At 71.1% G+C, this 17,570-nt stretch carries 14 protein-coding genes; 10 read left to right on the top strand and 4 right to left on the bottom strand.

Annotated elements, in window-relative coordinates:
- The first annotated feature begins 164 nt into the window (after positions 1-164).
- The 3 genes from AB0O34_RS25550 (at position 165) to AB0O34_RS25540 (ending at position 2,812) form a co-directional block, all read left to right on the top strand.
- Entirely contained in the window at positions 165-1,529 is a 1,365-nt protein-coding gene (locus AB0O34_RS25550; protein ID WP_363919396.1) for a S8 family serine peptidase, read from the top strand.
- A gap of 47 nt (positions 1,530-1,576) precedes the next feature.
- Positions 1,577-1,807, top strand: coding sequence for a hypothetical protein (locus AB0O34_RS25545; protein WP_363919422.1), 231 nt, complete (start codon positions 1,577-1,579; stop codon positions 1,805-1,807).
- Positions 1,808-2,023: 216 nt separating this feature from the next.
- Positions 2,024-2,812: an ion transporter gene (locus AB0O34_RS25540; protein WP_363919394.1), complete on the top strand. Its 789-nt coding sequence runs from the start codon at positions 2,024-2,026 to the stop codon at positions 2,810-2,812.
- Between the two features lie 9 nt (positions 2,813-2,821).
- On the opposite strand, the gene rpsD is transcribed toward AB0O34_RS25540, so the two are convergent.
- Positions 2,822-3,436 (bottom strand): 30S ribosomal protein S4, encoded by a 615-nt coding sequence (gene rpsD, locus AB0O34_RS25535; protein WP_363919392.1) that lies wholly within the window; start codon positions 3,434-3,436, stop codon positions 2,822-2,824.
- Between the two features lie 298 nt (positions 3,437-3,734).
- Entirely contained in the window at positions 3,735-4,970 is a 1,236-nt protein-coding gene (locus tag AB0O34_RS25530) for an ROK family transcriptional regulator (protein ID WP_363919390.1), read from the bottom strand.
- Between the two features lie 142 nt (positions 4,971-5,112).
- On the opposite strand from AB0O34_RS25530, the gene zwf reads away from it, so the two are divergent.
- From zwf to eda, 4 genes are read left to right on the top strand one after another with little or no spacing between them, the layout of a single operon-like run.
- The gene (gene zwf, locus AB0O34_RS25525; RefSeq protein ID WP_363919388.1) at positions 5,113-6,690 is read left to right on the top strand and encodes a glucose-6-phosphate dehydrogenase; all 1,578 of its coding nucleotides are present in this window, start codon (positions 5,113-5,115) and stop codon (positions 6,688-6,690) included.
- A complete protein-coding gene (gene edd / locus AB0O34_RS25520; RefSeq protein ID WP_363919386.1) occupies positions 6,687-8,639 on the top strand; it encodes a phosphogluconate dehydratase in 1,953 nt (650 codons plus the stop codon). Before zwf ends, edd begins: the two co-directional genes overlap by 4 nt.
- On the top strand, positions 8,636-9,697 hold the full coding sequence (glk, locus tag AB0O34_RS25515; protein ID WP_363919384.1) for a glucokinase: 1,062 nt from the start codon (positions 8,636-8,638) through the stop codon (positions 9,695-9,697). Before edd ends, glk begins: the two co-directional genes overlap by 4 nt.
- Positions 9,694-10,308, top strand: coding sequence for a bifunctional 4-hydroxy-2-oxoglutarate aldolase/2-dehydro-3-deoxy-phosphogluconate aldolase (eda, locus tag AB0O34_RS25510; protein ID WP_363919382.1), 615 nt, complete (start codon positions 9,694-9,696; stop codon positions 10,306-10,308). Before glk ends, eda begins: the two co-directional genes overlap by 4 nt.
- Positions 10,309-10,318: 10 nt before the next feature.
- Here the strand turns inward: eda and AB0O34_RS25505 are convergent, their stop codons facing one another.
- Entirely contained in the window at positions 10,319-11,770 is a 1,452-nt protein-coding gene (locus tag AB0O34_RS25505) for an MFS transporter (protein ID WP_363919380.1), read from the bottom strand.
- A gap of 15 nt (positions 11,771-11,785) precedes the next feature.
- Positions 11,786-13,249, bottom strand: a complete 1,464-nt coding sequence (locus AB0O34_RS25500; protein ID WP_363919378.1) for an MFS transporter — start codon at positions 13,247-13,249, stop codon at positions 11,786-11,788.
- A gap of 458 nt (positions 13,250-13,707) precedes the next feature.
- Here AB0O34_RS25500 and AB0O34_RS25495 point away from each other — a divergent pair, with 458 nt between their 5' ends.
- The 3 genes from AB0O34_RS25495 to AB0O34_RS25485 all read left to right on the top strand — a co-directional run bounded on the left by AB0O34_RS25495 (position 13,708) and on the right by AB0O34_RS25485 (position 17,472).
- A complete protein-coding gene (locus AB0O34_RS25495; RefSeq protein WP_363919420.1) occupies positions 13,708-15,198 on the top strand; it encodes a glycosyltransferase family 39 protein in 1,491 nt (496 codons plus the stop codon).
- 651 nt (positions 15,199-15,849) lie between these two features.
- Positions 15,850-16,506, top strand: coding sequence for a choice-of-anchor C family protein (locus AB0O34_RS25490; RefSeq protein ID WP_363919376.1), 657 nt, complete (start codon positions 15,850-15,852; stop codon positions 16,504-16,506).
- Between the two features lie 192 nt (positions 16,507-16,698).
- Entirely contained in the window at positions 16,699-17,472 is a 774-nt protein-coding gene (locus tag AB0O34_RS25485; protein WP_363919374.1) for a hypothetical protein, read from the top strand.
- The last annotated feature ends 98 nt before the right edge of the window (positions 17,473-17,570 follow it).

The following is a 17,570-nucleotide window of genomic DNA, read 5'->3' as shown; positions in this document are numbered from 1 at the left end:
GCGCGACCACATCGAGACGTGGGACGCCCGGAAATTTCCCACGATGCTTCGCAGGCCTTCGCGGGGAAATGCCCGATGACACGGCATTTCTGCTGGTGGACGTGGTCAAGCGAATGCTGGAACGTTGTGACGTCCCCTCTTCGCGATCTCAGGGTGGTGTCCTCATGCGGGTCCTGATCCAGCTCCGTCCCTCCCCCGACGTCGTCGCCGCCGTCGCCGCCCCCGACCTCGTCGCGACCACCGCCGACGTCACCGGCGAGCTTCCCGGAGTCGCGCTCGACCACTCGTTCACCCCCGTCGCCCTCCCCCAGGCGCAGCCCGCCACCACGGGGGGCGATCCGCTGTCGCTGCACCAGCCGCTGGTCTTCTCCATGGCGCCGGAGGAGGCGTCGGTGCTGGTCAGGGGCGAGATCTCCGACGACGTGAGCTCCGCGCGCCTGGCGTTGCTGCCCGGCCGCCGGATGGACGTGGTGGGCGTCTACGCCGATCCGGTCATCGAGACCAGCCTCACCTGCGGCGGCACCCCTCCCGTGGGCACCTGGCAGGACGTCGCCCGCCTGCTCGACGTGACGCGACTGCGGTCCGAGGGCTACGACGGCACGGGCGTGGCGCTCGCGGTGTGCGACACCGGCATCAACGCCGCCCACGTCACCCACCAACTGGGCAGGGACATCACGATCGACGGTGACCGCAGCTGGATTCCCGGCGGCGTCTCCGGCAAGGCAGGGTCGTTCGCCGTCGACCACGGCACGATGTGCGCCTTCGACGCGCTGATCGCCGCTCCGGGGGCGTCTTTGATCGACGTCCCGGTCCTGCTGTCCCGCCGGCCGGGGGGCACGGCCATCGACGGCCTGCTCTCCGACGCGGTGGCGGCGTTCGCCCACCTGCGCACGGTCCTCGAAGCGCAGCCCGGCGCGACCCGGGCCCTGGTGATCAGCAACAGCTGGGGTTCGTTCTCCCCCGCGTGGGATCTCGCACCCGGCCAGCCGGGGAACTACTCCGACAACGCGGCCCATCCCTTCAACATCATCGTCGGAAGCCTGGAGCAGGCGGGCGCCGACATCCTGTTCGCGGCCGGTAACTGCGGGGCCGAGTGCAAGGACCGGCGGTGCGCCTACAAGGGCCGTCCCATCGTCGGCGCCAACTCCCACCCGCAGGTCCTGTCCATCGGCGGGGTCGACACCAACGGCGAGAGGGTGGGCTACTCCTCGCAGGGGCCGGGGCGGCTGAGCGATCGCAAGCCCGACATCTGCACCTACACGCACTTCTCCGGCTCGAAGGCGTTCGGCGACGACCAGCCCGACTCCGGCACCTCGGCGGCCTGCCCGGTGGCGGCCGGGCTCGTCGCCGCGCTCCGCACCCGCTGGCCCGCCTCCCAGCTCCCCCCGAGCCAGCTCCGCACGCTGCTCCACCGCACCGCCGTCGACCGCAGCGACGTGGGGTTCGACTACGACTACGGATACGGCATCGCCGACACCGGGGCGATCCTCAGGGTGCTGGAGCGGCGGGCCATGAGAAGCCCGGTGTGAGAAGGCCCCCGTGTACGGGGCCGAGAGGTGCGCGTAGCGTGGTGGGCATGGTCCTGGTCACGGTACAGCTCCCGCCGGAGGCGACCCTCGCGCAGGCCATGCGGCAACTGGGCCTCAACGAGGACGAGGTGGACACCGCCTACGGCCTGGTCCCGCTCGACCCCGCCCAGGGCCTCTACGCGCTGCGCGTCACCGAGGACGCCGGCGATCGCGTCACCCCGGCGGCCGGCGGCCCCTTCTCCGACCCCCCGATCGAGCCGTACGGCCCGCCCCGCTGACGCCGTCGCCGGCCGCGACCGGGATCGGTGGACCATCTGCCCAGGGTGTCCGTACGCGGCCTTCCGCAGGCGCTTCCCCTGTCTCCGGGGCCCGGATGCGAGCTTGACGTCCTCGAACCCGAGTACGCACGGATCCGCGGGCGGCCTGCAGCATATCCGTACAGACTCTAGGATCTTGCGCATTCCGATCTTCCGAGTCCAGGAGTGCTCATCCCCATGCGTGATCGTGTTCGTCAGGTCCTCGAATCGACGTGGTTCCAGCGCGCGATCATCACCGTCATCGTGGTCAACGCGGCCACCCTGGGCGTGGAGACCTCGCCCTCGGCGCTCGCGTCGTACGGCGCCGTGCTGCACGTGGTCGACCATGCCGCGCTCTACGTGTTCGTCGCCGAACTGCTGGCGAAGATGTACGTCGACCGGGCGCGCTTCGTGCGCGACCCGTGGAACCTCTTCGACACCGTCATCGTGGCCGTGTCGCTCATGCCGGCGGCGGGCGGGCTGTCGGTGCTGCGCGCCCTGCGGATCCTGCGGGCGCTGCGCCTGATCTCGGTGGTGCCGAGCTTGCGCCGGGTGGTGTCGGCGCTGCTCACCGCGGTTCCCGGCATGGCCTCGATCGCCCTGCTGCTCGCTCTGGTGCTCTACGTGGCCTCGGTGATGGGCACCAAGCTGTACGGGGCGGCCTCTCCCGACTACTTCGGCGACCTGCCGACGTCGCTGTTCACGCTGTTCCAGACCATGACCGGAGACGGCTGGTCGGACATCAACCGGGACGTCATGGAGCACCACCCCTCGGCGTGGGTGTTCTTCGTGATATTCGTGCTGATCTGCACGTTCGTCGTGCTGAACCTCTTCATCGCCGTCGTCGTGAGCGCGATGGAGGAGGAGCACCAGCGCGAGCGCGAGCCCCGCGGCGACGTGGCCGCCGAGCTGGCCGCGCTGCGTGCCGAGATCGCGGCGCTGCGCGAGGCCATGCCCGCCCGCGAGGGCGCCTCCTCCATGCGGTGAGGCGGCGGCTCAGCGCGAGTAGTGCTCGACGACGAGCTGCTCGTCCACCAGGACGGGGACCTGCTGGCGCTCGGGCCTGGCGAGGAGCGTGAAGGTCAGCTCGCCGAGGTCCACGTCCAGGTACGGCGCCGTGACCTCGTCGGCGTAGGTGCCCTCGGCCGCCGCCACGAACGGCTGCATCGCCCGCGACTTGGGCCGCACGGCGACGGTCTGGCCGGGCCGTACGAGGTAGCTGGGGATGTCGACCTTGCGCCCGTCCACGGTGATGTGGCCGTGGTTGACGTACTGGCGGGCGGCGTAGATGGACGGGGCGAGCCCGGAGCGGAGCACCAGCGAGGCGAGGCGGCTCTCCAGCAGCGAGACCAGCTCGGCGCCCGAGCGCCCCGGCCGGCGCAGCGCGAGGCCCCAGTATCTCCTCATCTGCTTCTCGGAGACGTCGTAGTACCAGCGCAGCTTCTGCTTCTCCATCCGCCGCAGGCTGTAGTCGCCCGCCGCGCGGCGGTTGGTCTTGCGGCCGTGTTCGCCCGGCGGGTACGGGCGCTGCTCGAAGTAGCGCACGGCCTTTCTGGTCAGCGGCAGGCCTGCCCTCCTGGACAGGCGCACTTTGGGTCCGGTGTAGCGCACGATGACCTCGCTGTGATGAGGTATATCTAAGTAAGGGAAGCCTAACCTTAACTTGCCGTGTGACGCGAACTCGCGAAACCAAGGAGCCAACGCCATGCACGTCACGGTCCCCCTATCTCCGAACGTATCCGGAGCCTTGCCACGGCCTCCGCGCCGACCCATGTCTCAAACGAGTGCCCTCGCCCGTCGGCCGGCCCCAAGGCTCTGGAGCAGGCCCTGAGCTGCCTGATATGCGCCCACTCAGCGCCCCGGCCGCCCCGCATGACCGGCCGGGCTCCCTGAGCGCGCCCGGCCGTCCCTAGCCGGCCGAGCCCACCGGGTGGGGCGGCCGTAGGTGGTGGGCGGCCTCGAACGGGCCAGTGCCGTCGATGGAGGCGTCGACCACCTCGGGGGCCAGGATGTGGTCGATCACCATGACCGCGCAGCCGGTGATGCCCGCGCCGGCCCCGAGCCGGCTGCGCTCGATGCGCAGGCTCCGCGTGGAAAGCGCCGTGGAGCGCCGGTAGACGACCTCGCGCACGCTGGACACCAGCGGCTGGAAGTTCTCGGCCACGTCGCCGCCGAGGACCACCACGGCGGGGTTGAGCAGGTTGACCGCGCTGGCGATCACCTCGCCGAGCAGCCGTCCGGCCCTGCGCACGACGGTCATGGTCTCGGCGTCGCCCGCGCGGACCAGGGTGACCACGTCGGACAGCGAGAAGACCTCCCGGCCCCTGGCCCGCAGGTCGCGCAGGATCGCGGTGCCGCTCGCCACCGAGTCGACGCAGTCGATGTTGCCGCACCGGCACAGCACTCCCCCGCCGTCGCGCACGGGGATGTGGCCGATCTCCCCGGCCGCGCCGAGTGCCCCGCGCAGGATCTCGCCCCCGGCGATCACCCCGGCGCCGATGCGGGTCGACACCTTCACGAACAGCAGGTCGGCGACCTCCCGCGCGTACGCCTCGCGGTACTCGCCCATGGCGATGACGTTCACGTCGTTGTCCACGAAGACCGGCACCGGGTAGCGCGCCGAGATGAGCGGCGGGATGACCACGCCGGTCCAGCTCGCCATCACCCGGGCGCTCTCGGTGCGCCCCGCGGCGAACTCGACGGTCGCGGGCACGCCGAGGCCGACGCCCCGGACGGCCGACATCGGCCGGTCTCCCAGCAGGTCGGCCCAGACGTCCATCAGCAGCGGCAGCACCACGCCGGGGCCGCGCTCGACGTCGATCTCCAGGTCGGTGCGGGCGAGCTCGGAACCCGCGAGGTCGCACAGGGCGATCTGCGTGCGGCTGGCACCCAGCGAGGCGACGAGGACCACGCCGCCCGCCGCGTTGAAGGCGAGCCTGGCCGGGGGCCGGCCGCCGGTGGAGGGACCCTCGGTGTCCTCCACGACCAGGCCGCGTTCGAGGAGCCCTGCCACGCGCAGCGCCACGGCCGGGCGCGACAGCCCGGTGACCCTGCCGATGTCCGCCCGGGTGACCGCCTCACCGGTGCGTATCAGGTGGAGCACCTCGCCGCTGCTGGCGAGCGCGGAGGCTGATCGTCGACCCATCGGCCAAGTCAACCACACCTCTTTTGTAATCTGAAGTTCCTAAGTTCATTATCTCAAATGTCAAAACTGTGGTTGTGTGCGACCAAAGATCGGGCTAGTGTCCGTTCTGTCCCCAGTTGGTAGATCTACGGAGCTTTCCCCCGTGCCTGAGCCCGCGCCCATGACCTCGTTCGAGCCCTCGACCGTGCCCGCGCCTTCCGCCCCGTCCGTGCCCTCCATCCCGGACGCGAACGCCGAGGTGTCCGGCCGCCCCACGGCGCACGTGGCCGACCTGATCGTGTTCGGCGGCACCGGCGACCTCTCGATGCGGAAGCTGCTCCCCGCCCTTTATCACAGCGACCGCGACGGACGGCTCGCGCCGGAGACCCGCATCATCGCCATGTCGCGCGGCGGGCTCACCGACGCCGACTTCCGCGGCAAGGCCGAGGCCGAGGTACGGCCCGGCCTGCACGCCGACGACGCCGAGGGCTGGGACCGGTTCCTCGGCCGGCTGCACCACGTGTCGGTCGACGTGGGCAGCCCCGACCACGCCGGCTGGCGCGCGCTCACCCACCTGCTCGCCGGCCGGGAGAACACCGCCAGGATCTTCTACCTCGCCAGCCCGCCGATGACCTTCGGCCCGTTCTGCCGGGGCGTGCACGAGGCCGGCCTTGTGACCCCGCTCTCCCAGGTGGTGCTGGAGAAGCCGCTCGGCCGCGACCTCGCGGGCGCGCAGCGCATCAACGACGAGGTCGGCGCCATCTTCCAAGAGCACCAGATCTTCCGCATCGACCACTACCTGGGCAAGGAGACCGTCCAGAACCTGCTCGTGCTGCGCTTCGCCAACGCGTTCCTCGAACCGATCTGGAACTCCCTGTGGATCGACCACGTCCAGATCACCGCGGCCGAGTCCGTCGGCACACCGGGGCGGCGTGGGTACTACGACCAGGCGGGCGCGTTGCGCGACATGGTGCAGAACCACCTGCTCCAGCTGCTGTGCCTGGTCGCGATGGAGCCGCCGTCACGCAACGACCGCGAGTCCATCCGCGACGAGAAGGTCAAGGTCCTGCAGTCCCTGCGGCCGATCTCCGGCACCGAGGCCGACCGGTTCACCGTGCGCGGGCAGTACACCGCCGGGGAGGCGCGCGGGCAGGCCGTCCCTGGCTACCTCGACGAGCCAGACCGCACCGCCCCCACCGACGCCTCGCGCCGCGTGGAGACCTTCACCGCGATCCGCGCCGAGGTGAAGAACTGGCGCTGGGCGGGCGTGCCCTTCTACCTGCGCACCGGCAAGCGGATGCCCTACCGCCGCTCGGAGATCGTCGTCCAGTTCAAGGACGTGCCGCACTCGATCTTCCCCGGAGGCGGGCCCAACCGGCTGGTGCTGCGGCTCCAGCCGAGCGAGGGAATCCACCTGCACATCATGGCCAAGGAGCCGGGCGCGGGCGAGGTCGTCCCCCGTCCCGTGCCGCTCAGCCTGAGCTTCGCCGACACCTTCCGCACCCGCGTGCCCGAGGCGTACGAGCGCCTGCTCATGGACGTCCTGTCGGGCAACCCGACCCTGTTCATGCGGCGCGACGAGGTCGAGGCGGCCTGGAGCTGGATCGACCCGATCATCGCCACCTGGGAGTCGGCGGCGGCGCTCCCCGAGCCCTACCCCGCCGGAACGAGCGGCCCGGCCGCCGCCCACGAACTGCTCGGCCGCAGCGGCCGCGCCTGGCACGAGGAGGACCTGCCGTGAACCGCACCGTACAGGAGGTCACCGAGCGCCTCACCGAACGCAGCCTGCGCAGCCGCACGGCGTATCTGCGGCGCGTCGGCGCCGCCGCGCGTGAGGCCAGGGAGCGGGGGCCCGCCAGGGCGAGCCTCGGCTGCGCCAACCTCGCCCACGGCTTCGCCGCCTGCTCCCCCGGCGACAAGCTGGCCCTGCGCGGGAACGAGAGGCCCGGCGTCGCGATCGTGTCGGCGTACAACGACATGCTGTCGGCGCACCAGCCGTACGAGACCTACCCCGCGATCCTGAAGGACGCCGTGCGCGAGGCGGGAGGCGTCGCGCAGTTCGCGGGCGGCGTCCCCGCGATGTGCGACGGCATCACCCAGGGCCGCGCGGGCATGGAGCTGTCGCTCTACAGCCGCGAGGTCATCGCGATGGCCACGGCGATCGCGCTCTCGCACGACATGTTCGACGGCTCGCTGCTGCTCGGCGTCTGCGACAAGATCGTGCCGGGGCTGCTGATCGGCGCGCTGCACTTCGGGCACCTGCCGGCCATCTTCGTGCCCGCCGGACCCATGCCCTCGGGGCTGCCCAACAAGGTGAAGGCGCGCACCCGCCAGCTCTTCGCCGAGGGCAAGATCAGCCGGGGCACGATGCTGGACGCGGAGGCCGAGTCCTACCACTCCCCCGGCACCTGCACCTTCTACGGCACCGCGAACTCCAACCAGGTGCTCATGGAGGTCATGGGCCTGCACCTGCCGGGCGCGACGTTCGTCAACCCCGGTACCGACCTGCGCGACGGCCTCACCCGCGCCGCGGCGAGGCGCGTGGTCGAGATCACCGCGCACGGGGAGGAGTACACCCCCGTGGCCGAGGTCGTCGACGAGAAGGCCTTGGTCAACGCGGCCGTGGCGCTGCTGGCCACCGGCGGCTCGACCAACCACACCATGCACCTGGTCGCCATCGCCGCCGCCGCGGGCATCGAGCTGCTCTGGGACGACCTGGCCGCGCTGTCGGCGGCGGTCCCCCTGCTGACCCGGATGTACCCCAACGGCCAGGCGGACGTGAACCACTTCCAGGCGGCGGGCGGCATGCAGGTGATGATGGGCGATCTGCTCGACGCCGGGCTGCTCCACGAGGACGTGCTGACGGTCGCCGGGCGCGGCCTCGGCCTGTACCGGAGCGGGCCGGAGCTGAAGCAGGACGAGGTCGTCTGGGAGGAGCGGGCCACGCGGAGCGCCGACCTGGACGTGCTGCGCCCGGTCTGCGAGCCGTTCTCCGCCGACGGCGGCATCCACATGCTCAGCGGCAACCTCGGCCGCGCGGTCAGCAAGGTGTCGGCGGTCAAGCCAGAGCACCAGGTGATCGAGGCGCCCGCCAAGGTCTTCGACGACCAGGCCGAGCTGCTCGCGGCGTTCGCGGCCGGCGAGCTGGACACCCAGGACTTCGTCGCGGTGATCCGCTACCAGGGTCCGAGCGCCAACGGCATGCCGGAGCTGCACAAGCTGACCCCGCCGCTCGCCGTGCTGCTGGATCGGGGGCAGCGGGTCGCGCTCGTCACCGACGGCCGCATGTCCGGGGCGTCGGGCAAGGTGCCCGCGGCCATCCACCTGTCCCCCGAGGCGGCGGACGGCGGCCCGATCTCGCTGGTCAGGGATGGTGACCCGATCCGGCTCGACGCGAGGACCGGCACGCTGGACATCCTGATCCCCGAGGCCGAGCTGGCCGCCCGCACCCCCGAGGGCCGTCCGCTGCGCGACGACGAGTGGGTGGGCACCGGGCGCGAGCTGTTCGCCGCCTTCCGCCGCACCGCGGGCCCGGCCGAGCGCGGCGCCGGCATCTTCGCCCTCAGCGGCGCGGAAGGCCGCACGGGGGTCCGCACCTTCGACGGCGCGGGTAGGGGAACCTTCGCCCTTGAGGACGCGGACAGCCGTACGGGAGCCTTCGCCCTCGGCGGCGCGGAGACCCGCGCGTGAGCCCGATCCCCCTCCCATCACCGGAGAGCCCTTGGCTGGTCGCCGACGTCGGCGGCACCAACGCGCGCTTCGGGCTGGTCACCAGGCCGGGCGGGCGTCCCGGGACGGTGACCGTGCTGGCCGGGGCCGAGTACGACGGCCTGCCGGACGCGGTGCACTCCTACCTCGCCGACCACGCCGGCGGGGCGCGGGCCGCCGCCGCGTGCCTGGCGATCGCGGGCCCGGTGAACGCCGACCGCTACCGCCTGACCAACACCGGCTGGTCCGGCTCGGTCACCGAGCTGGGCATCCCGCACGTCGAGCTGCTCAACGACTTCGAGGCGCTCGCGCTGGCCCTGCCGCACCTCGCCGCGGACGACCTGGCCTCGCTCGGCGGCCCGCCCCCGGCGCCGGACATGGTCAAGACCGTGCTCGGCCCCGGTACCGGGCTGGGCGTCGCCGGCCTGGTCCCGGTGCGGGGCGGCTGGGTGCCCGTGCCCGGCGAGGGCGGCCACGTCTCCGTGCCGGCCGTGACCGGCCTGGAGATCGAGGTCGTACGGGCGCTGCGGGCCGACGGCATGTCCTTCGTGGACGCCGAGCACCTGCTGTCCGGCCCCGGGCTCGTACGGCTGCGCCACGGGCTCGCCCTGGTGAACGGCACCCCCGTGGCCCCGCTGTCCGCCCCGGAGATCGTGGCGCGGGTGGACGATTCGCTGTGCGCGCGTACGGTTGAAATGTTCTGTGGGCTTCTAGGGAGCTTCGCGGCCAATGTCGCTCTCACCTTGGGCGCACGCGGCGGGGTGTATCTCGGGGGTGGGATCGTGCCGAGGATCGTCAGGCGCATCCAGGAGAGCGACTTCCGGCGCCGCTTCGAGGCCAACCTCGTGCTGTCCGGCTACCTGACCGAGATCGCGACCACGGTGATCGTCGCCGAGCAGCCCGCGCTGACCGGCGCGGCGGCCTGGCTCGCCCAGCGTGTGGCCGGGCGGGACTCCGCCATCGCCTCCTCCCGATCCCGGCACCCCTCACCCGAGACCGACCCGTCCATCACCCTCTCAACTAGGAGCACAACCCCGTGAACATCCTCGATCTCGCCCCTGTCGTCCCGGTCGTCGTGATCGACGACGTGGAGACGGCGGTCCCGCTCGCCCGGGCGCTCGTCGCGGGCGGCCTTCCCGCCATCGAGGTGACGCTCCGCACGTCCTGCGCCCTCGACGCCATCGCCCGGATCGCCGCCGAGGTCCCGGAGGCCGTGATCGGCGCGGGCACGGTGCGCACCCCGGCCGACGTCGCCGCGTCCACCGGCGCGGGCGCGCGGTTCCTGGTCAGCCCCGGCGGCACGCCGGCCCTCCTGGACGCGATGCGGGACAGCGGCGTGCCGTTCCTGCCGGGCGCGGCGACCGCGTCGGAGGTTCTGGCGCTCGCCGAGCGCGGGCTGACCGAGCTGAAGTTCTTCCCCGCCGGGCCCGCCGGCGGCGTGGCGTACCTCAAGGCGCTCGCCGGGCCGATCCCGGAGGTGCGGTTCTGCCCGACTGGCGGCATCCGGCTGGAGACGGCTCCCGAGTACCTCGCGCTGCCGAACGTCGGCTGCGTCGGCGGCACCTGGCTGACCCCGGCCGACGCGCTCGCCTCCGGCGACTACTCCCGGATCGAGAAGCTGGCCTCGGAGGCCGCCGCCCTGCGCGGCTGACCACGGCACTTCACCCGCACCGGCCTGCGTCGCGCATCGACAGGGGCGGCGTGAGATCCTCCAGCGATTTGCGCTCGGCGTCCACCGCGAGCACGAGCGCGACCACCCCGGCGAACACCATCATCGCGGCGGCGAACAGGTAACCGTAGAAGAGCCTGGCCGGGTCGGGGTGGGCGCGGTCGCCGATCAGCGCCCCGAAGATCGTCGGGCCGAGCGCGCCGAACGTCTGGGCCACCGCGAAGAACATCGCGATGGCCAGCGCCCTGATCTCCAGGGGGAACAGCTCGCTGACGGTCAGGTAGCCCGAACTGGCCGCCGCCGAGGCGATGAAGAAGATCACCGACCAGAGCAGCGTCTGCGTGGTCGCGGTGAGCAGCCGCTGCTCGAACAGCCATCCGGTGACGGCGAGCAGCGCTCCCGAGATGATGTAGGTGCTGGAGATCATCACCCTGCGGCCGAGCGTGTCGAACAGGTGCCCGAGTACCAGGGGCCCGGCGAGGTTGCCGAGCGCGAACGCGAACAGGTACTTCGAGGCGTCGTGCGGCGTCACCCCGTAGAACGCGCTCAGCACCAGGACATAGGTGAAGAAGATCGCGTTGTAGAGGAACGACTGGCTGATCATCAGGGTGGCGCCGAGGAACGTGCGCCTCGGGTACTCCCGCAGGAGCACCCTGGCGATCTCCCGGTACGACGGCGCGCCGTGCGGGCGGAACTCCATGGCCCTGCCCTCGTCCACCGGCGGCAGCGGCCGTCCGCCGCTCTCGACGGCGGCCTCGATCGCGGCGGTGGTCCGCTCGGCCTCATCCTGCCTGCCGTGCATGAGCAGCCAGCGGGGGCTCTCGGGAAGGTGGCGGCGCAGCACCCAGATCGCCACCCCGAGCAGGGGCCCGATCAGCAGCCCGAGCCGCCAGCCCACGTTGACGGGGAAGACGGCCGGGTTGAGCAGCACGTACGTGCTGGCCGTGCCGATCATGGCGCCCAGCCAGTACGTGCCGCTCACGGCGAGGTCGACCCTGCCCCGGTAGTGCGAGGGGATCAGCTCGTCGATCGCCGAGTGGATCGCGGAGTACTCACCGCCGATGCCCGCCCCGGACAGGAACCTGAAGAACAGCAGGAAGGCCAGGTTCGGCGAGAAGGCGGTGATCCCGTTGGCGACCAGGTAGAGCCCCAGCGTCAGGACGAACAGCCTGCGCCTGCCGAACCGGTCGGACAGCCGCCCGAACACCAGCGCCCCGATCACCTCGCCGATCAGGTAGACGGTGGCGGTGAGCCCCACCTCGACCGCCGACAGGCCGAGGGTCCGGCTGTCCCTGAGCACGGACCCGACCGCGCTGGCGATCGTGATCTCCATGCCGTCGAGCACCCACGCGACCCCGAGCGCGGCCACGAACCGCGTGTGGAAGCCCGACCACGGCAACCGATCGAGCCTCGCCGGCACCAGACTCCGGGCAACCGTCTCCATGGTCACTCACAGTAGTCACCCCGTCGCCGCGGCGCCCGCCTTCGCGTCCACCATCGACAGGGACGGGGCGAGATCCTCAAGGGAGCGGCGCTCGGCGTTCACCGCGCAGAACAGCGCCACGACGCCCGCCGCCACCATCAGGCCCGAGGCGAGCAGGTAGCCGTAGAACAGCCGGGAGGGGTCGGGGTGGGCCTGGTCGCCGATGAGCGCGCCGAACAGGACGGGGCCGAGGGCGCCGACCCCCTGGGCGATCGAGAAGAACAGCGCGATCGCCAGCGCCCTGATCTCCAGGGGGAACAGCTCGCTGACGGTGAGGTAACCGGCGCTGGCCGCCGCCGAGGCGATGAAGAAGATCACCGACCAGAGCAGCGCCTGGGTGGTCGCGGTGAGCATTCCCTCCTTGAACAGCCACCCCGTGATGGCCAGCAGCACTCCCGAGGCGATGTACGTGCTGGAGATCATCGGCTTGCGCCCGATGGTGTCGAACAGCGGTCCCAGCAGGAACGGGCCCGCGAGGTTGCCCACCGCGAAGATCAGCAGGTACTTGGAGGCGTCGGTCGGGGACACGCCGTAGAAAATGTTGAGCACCAGCACGTAGGTGAAGAAGATCGCGTTGTACAGGAACGACTGGCTGACCATCATCGACACGCCGAGGAACGTGCGCTTGGGGTACTCCCGGACGACCACCCGCAGGATCTCGCCGTACGACGGCGCGCCGTGCGGGCGCAGTTCCAGGGCCTTGTCCTCGTCCACGGGCGGTAGCTCCCGCCCGCCCTCGGCGACCGCCGTCTCGACCGTGCGGGTGGCCTCCTCGGCCTCCTCGTGCCTGCCGTGCATGAGCAGCCATCGCGGGCTCTCGGGAAGGTGGCGGCGCAGCACCCAGATCATCGCTCCGAGCACCGGCCCGATCAGCAACCCGATGCGCCAGCCGAGGTCCAGGGGCAGGATGTCCGGGTTGAGCAGCACGTACGTGCTCGCCGTACCGATGATCGCGCCGAGCCAGTACGTGCCGCTGACCGCGAGGTCGACGCGGCCACGGTAACGCGAGGGGATCAGCTCGTCGATGGCCGAGTGGATCGCGGCGTACTCACCGCCGATGCCCGCCCCGGCGAAGAAGCGGAAGACCAGCAGGAACGCCAGGTTGGGCGAGAAGGCGGTGATCCCGTTGGCCACCAGGTAGAGCCCCAGCGTCAGGACGAACAGCCTGCGCCTGCCGAACCGGTCGGACAGCCGCCCGAACACCAGCGCGCCCGCGACCTGGCCGATCAGGTAGATGGTCGCGGTGAACCCGACCTGGACGGCCGACAGGCCGAGCGTCTGCCTGTCCTGCAGGACCGACCCGATCGCGCTGGCGATCGTGATCTCCATCCCGTCGAGCACCCACGCGACCCCGAGCGCGACGACCAGCCGCGTGTGGAACCGCGACCACGGCAACCGGTCGAGCCGCGCCGGCACCAAGGTCCGTACAGCCTTCTCCATAATAAACCCGCCTACCGATCAAGTCCTGCGAGGTCTGCCCGGAGGGCCCGCTGCAGCCGGCGATTCCCAGCAGATGTTCCGGCAACGCCTCCTTCCCCTGGCACGCACCGACTAACGAAGAGATGGCCGGGATGGTGAACCCCGCGGGCACCCGCACGTGATCGCCACGCGCGGGGCAAGCTCACCCTTGACCACATCGACGCCGGCGCCGTCACGGCGTTCCTCGGCCGGCTGCAGGAAGACCGGCACAACGGCGTCTCGACCCGCAACCAGCGCCTGGCCGCGATCAGCTCGTTCTGCACGTGGATGCAGACCGAGGACCCGGCCCGGATGGCCTGCTGGCAAGACATCCTCGCCATCCCCGCCAAGAAACAGGACCGCCCGGCCGTCAGCCATGGCTCTGATCGACTTTGCTGCAGGCCCTAGCGCCGTGGCGGTAGCGCGATCACACTGTGACAATGCCGGACATCACCCAGCGCACCCGGTCCTTCGTCGTGCCCTGGCCGGTGGTCCTGATGGCTGGTCTGGTAGTCGCTCTGCTGCTGGCGTTCTCGGGCGCCTACGGCTTCCTGGGCGACGAGATGTACTTCGTCGTGGCGGGCTGGCATCCCGCCTTCGGCTACGTCGACCAGCCGCCGCTGACCCCGTTGCTCTCCGCCGCCTCGGTGGGCCTGCTGGGCGTCTCGCCGACCGCGGTCCGGGTGCTGCCGGCCGTGGAGGCGGCGCTCGTCGTCGTCCTCGTCGCGCTCATCTCACGCGACCTCGGCGGGTCTCGGCGGGCGCAGTTCCTGGCGGCCATCACGGCCGCCGTCTCCGGCTATCTCGCCGCTGGCCACATGGACACCACCACAGGTCTCGACCTGCTCGCCTGGGCGCTCATCCTGTGGCTGGCGGTCCGGCTTCTCGCCGGTGCCGACCGGCGCCTGTGGCTGGCGGTAGGCCTGACCGCCGGGATAGGGCTGCAGAACAAGGACACCCTGCTGTTCCTGGCCGCGGGGCTGGCGCTGGGCCTTCTCGCCGCCCGGCGCTGGGACGTCGTCCGTTCACCATGGCCGTGGGCGGCCATCGGGATCGCTCTCCTGCTCTGGGCGCCGAACCTCGTCTGGCAGGCGACGAACGGCTGGCCCCAGCTCACCATGGCCTCGCGCATCGCCGGGTACGCGGCGGACAACCGCGCCCAGATCGTGCCGCTGCTCTGGCTCTTCACCGGTCCGATCCTGTTCGCCGTGAGCCTCGCCGGAGCGGTCTGGCTCCTGCGTTCGAGGAACGCGGTTCCGTGGCGGGCGATCGGCATCGCGGGCCCCGTCGCGCTCGTCCTCGTCGTCGCGACCGGAGGCAAGGCCTACTACGCGATCGGCACCGCGGCCGCGTTCATGGCCGCCGGTTCGATCGTCGTCGACCGCTGGCTCGTACGCGGCCACGCCAGCATCAAGGGGGCAATCTTCACCGTCGCCGCCTTGGTCTCGGGTCTGCTCCTCGCGTACCTGACCCTGCCGGTCCTGCCCGTCGCCACCTATGCCGCCAGCACCCTTCCGGCCACGGTGCCGGACACCGCGAACCAGATCGGCTGGCCGGCGTTCGTCTCCACGGTGAAGGGCGCGGTGGCAGCCCTGCCCGCCGACGAGCGCGCCCGAGCGGTGATCCTGACCAACGACTACAGCGAGGCGAGCGCACTCGACCTGCTCGGATCGGGACTGCCCCCCATCTACTCCGGTCACAACTCGTACTGGTCATGGGGCCCGCCACCGGCTCAACGCACCGTCGTCGTCCACGTCGGCGACTGGCGGCCCACCGACTGGAGCAGGTTCTTCGTCGGCTGCCACGACGTGGCCCGGATCGACAACGGACTGGGCGTCCCGAACGGGGAGCAGGGCAAGGCCGTCAAGGTCTGCACCGGCCTGAAGTCGTCGTGGACCGCGATGTGGCCCGGGCTCCGAACCATCAGCTAACGAATCGCCCGGCCTTTCGTTCTAGAACAACCCGGCCCTGGCATCTCCCGGTCGCGAGAGGCTTTGATACAGGCTCTAGACCGAAGATCAAAAGTTGTGCTGGTCGCTGATGCGCGAATCGACGACCGCGGCAACGCCCTTGCCTTGCTTGGGTATGGCCGGGACAGGGAAGGGCTGTAGTGGGCGAACGCGCAGGTAGACCTGGTTCCCCGCAGAAGGAGAGCTCGTGGACCGTAACGTCCGGATTCGTCCGCTCGGCGGCGCGGTCGGATGCCTGATCATGATCCTTGTCTCGATCGCCCTGTCCGTCCTGCTCACCGTGCTGGTGAACGTGCTTTTGCGGTGACGCGCGTACCCCGGCGGCTCAGGACCGGTCGAGGCGGGGGAAGGCGACCTCGCGCAGGATGAGCGGCAGTCCCTGTGCCTGGCCGGTCCGTACTGTGGCCACCTGCCCTGAGACCCGCTCCGCGGAGGCCTTTCATGGATACCAAGTATTGACTTCGCCAAAAGGCGCACCACGGGGGCGCGCGCGGGGGCGAACGCTAATCTGCCTGTTCGTGATGCCGCCTGGGCCGCGAATTCACGGTCAAAAGGCTTGAGAGTTCGCCGATATGTGGCGCGCGTACATGGCCGACGGCAGGAAGGACGACGATGACCGTTCCGAGCACCCGCGTGGCAGGCCGCGCGGCCGGGCAGGACCCTCGCCGGGCACGGCGCGGCAACCGGTGGCGGCGGTTGCGTGCCGGGGCTGGGCTGGCGGGCGCGCTGGCCGGGCTGGCCACGGTGACGGCCGCGCCCGCCGACGCGACGGCGGAGAGCAACGGCAGCTTCGAGACCCCCGTGGTCAGGCCGAACACGTTCCAGACCTTCTCCTTGGGCCAGTCGTTCGGGGCGTGGAGCGTGACCGGGGGAACGGTCGACCTGGTGGGCCAGGGGTTCTGGCAGGCCGCCGACGGTGTCCAGTCGCTCGACCTGAACGGCTCCGGCACGGGCGCGGTCTCCCAGACCTTCAGCACGCTCCCATTGGTCAAGTACGAGATCGGCTACCGGCTCGCGGGAAATCCGGCGGGGGCGCCGGTGGTGAAGACCGGGAAGATTCAGATCAACGATGACGTGGTGGGGAAGTTCTCGTTCGACACCACCGGAAAGAGTTTCCCCGACCTGGGTTACACCCACCAGAAGGTGGCTTTCGTCGCGACCGGCCTGTCCACCACCGTGCGATTCGCCAGCACCGTGCCCGGCGGCTTCGGACCCGTCATCGACGACGTCGAGATCAGAAGCTGCCTGGTCATCATCTGCCATCTCTGAAACCGGGACGCGCGCTCGGGAAACGGAATGCGGTCTTCGACCGGAACTCTCCCCGCGAGCCGAGGACCTTCACTTGGTAGATCGTCTCCTCAGCGCGGCCTAGACCGCTCGTCCCAGGGCAATGGGGTGTGACCGGCCCGTACGTCGCGGGCCTGGCCGCGCGGCGGAGCGATGCAGGGAGAAGGCCCGGAGATGGCGCAGCGAGCCGAGCAGGACACAGGGCAGCGCGCTGACGATCAGCGTTCGGAGCGGGATGACGACGACGCGCCTCCAGGGAGGCGGGCCGAGCGGCCGGGGCACCCCGGCGAGCCCCGGCTTCCTGCGGCGTGCGCGGTGGTGGTGGCCATCGCCCTCTACGCGGCGCTGCCGGGCCACCTCGTGCTCGGGCCGAGGTTCGTCGTGCCCGCGCTGGAGCTGCTGCTGTTCGTGCCCCTGGTCGCGGTGAACCCCTGGCGGATGCGCCGGGAGAACCGCCTGCTGAGACGCCTCTCCATCGCGCTGGTGCTCCTCATCGCGGTGACCAACACGGTGGCGCTGGTGCTGGTCCTGGAGCAGCTCGTCGCCGGGCGGACCGACAACGGCAAGCAGCTGCTGCTGGCGGCCGGACAGGTGTGGCTGACCAACATCATCATCTTCGCGATGGCGTACTGGGAGCTCGACCGCGGCGGGCCCGTCCGGCGCACGCAGGCGCGCGGCCGGAACCTGCCGGTGGCCGACTTCCGGTTCCCCCAGGACGAGGACCACGACGCCATCGGCGAGGTGGCCGCGCGATCCTCGGTCAAGTCGGGCTGGACACCCGGGTTCGTCGACTACTTCTACGTCTCGGTGACGAACTCCTCGGCGTTCAGCCCGACCGACACGATGCCGCTGTCGGCGCGGGCCAAGCTGCTCATGGCGGCCGAGTCGGTGTCGGCCCTCATGCTGTCCGTGCTCGTCATCGCCCGGGGGGTCGGCCTGCTGAAGTGAGGCCGGCGCCCAGGACGCGCGCGCTCAGGACGCGGGCGCTCAGGACGCGGGCGCTCAGGACGCGGGGAGCCGCTTGAGCAGGGTCTCCTCGTCGATCG

Origin of the sequence: Sphaerisporangium sp. NPDC088356, from assembly GCF_040685555.1 — a bacterium.
Classification (GTDB): Bacteria; Actinomycetota; Actinomycetes; order Streptosporangiales; family Streptosporangiaceae; genus Sphaerisporangium.
The sequence above is the reverse complement of the archived record's forward strand: the minus strand, read 5'-3'. Positions and strand labels throughout refer to the sequence as shown.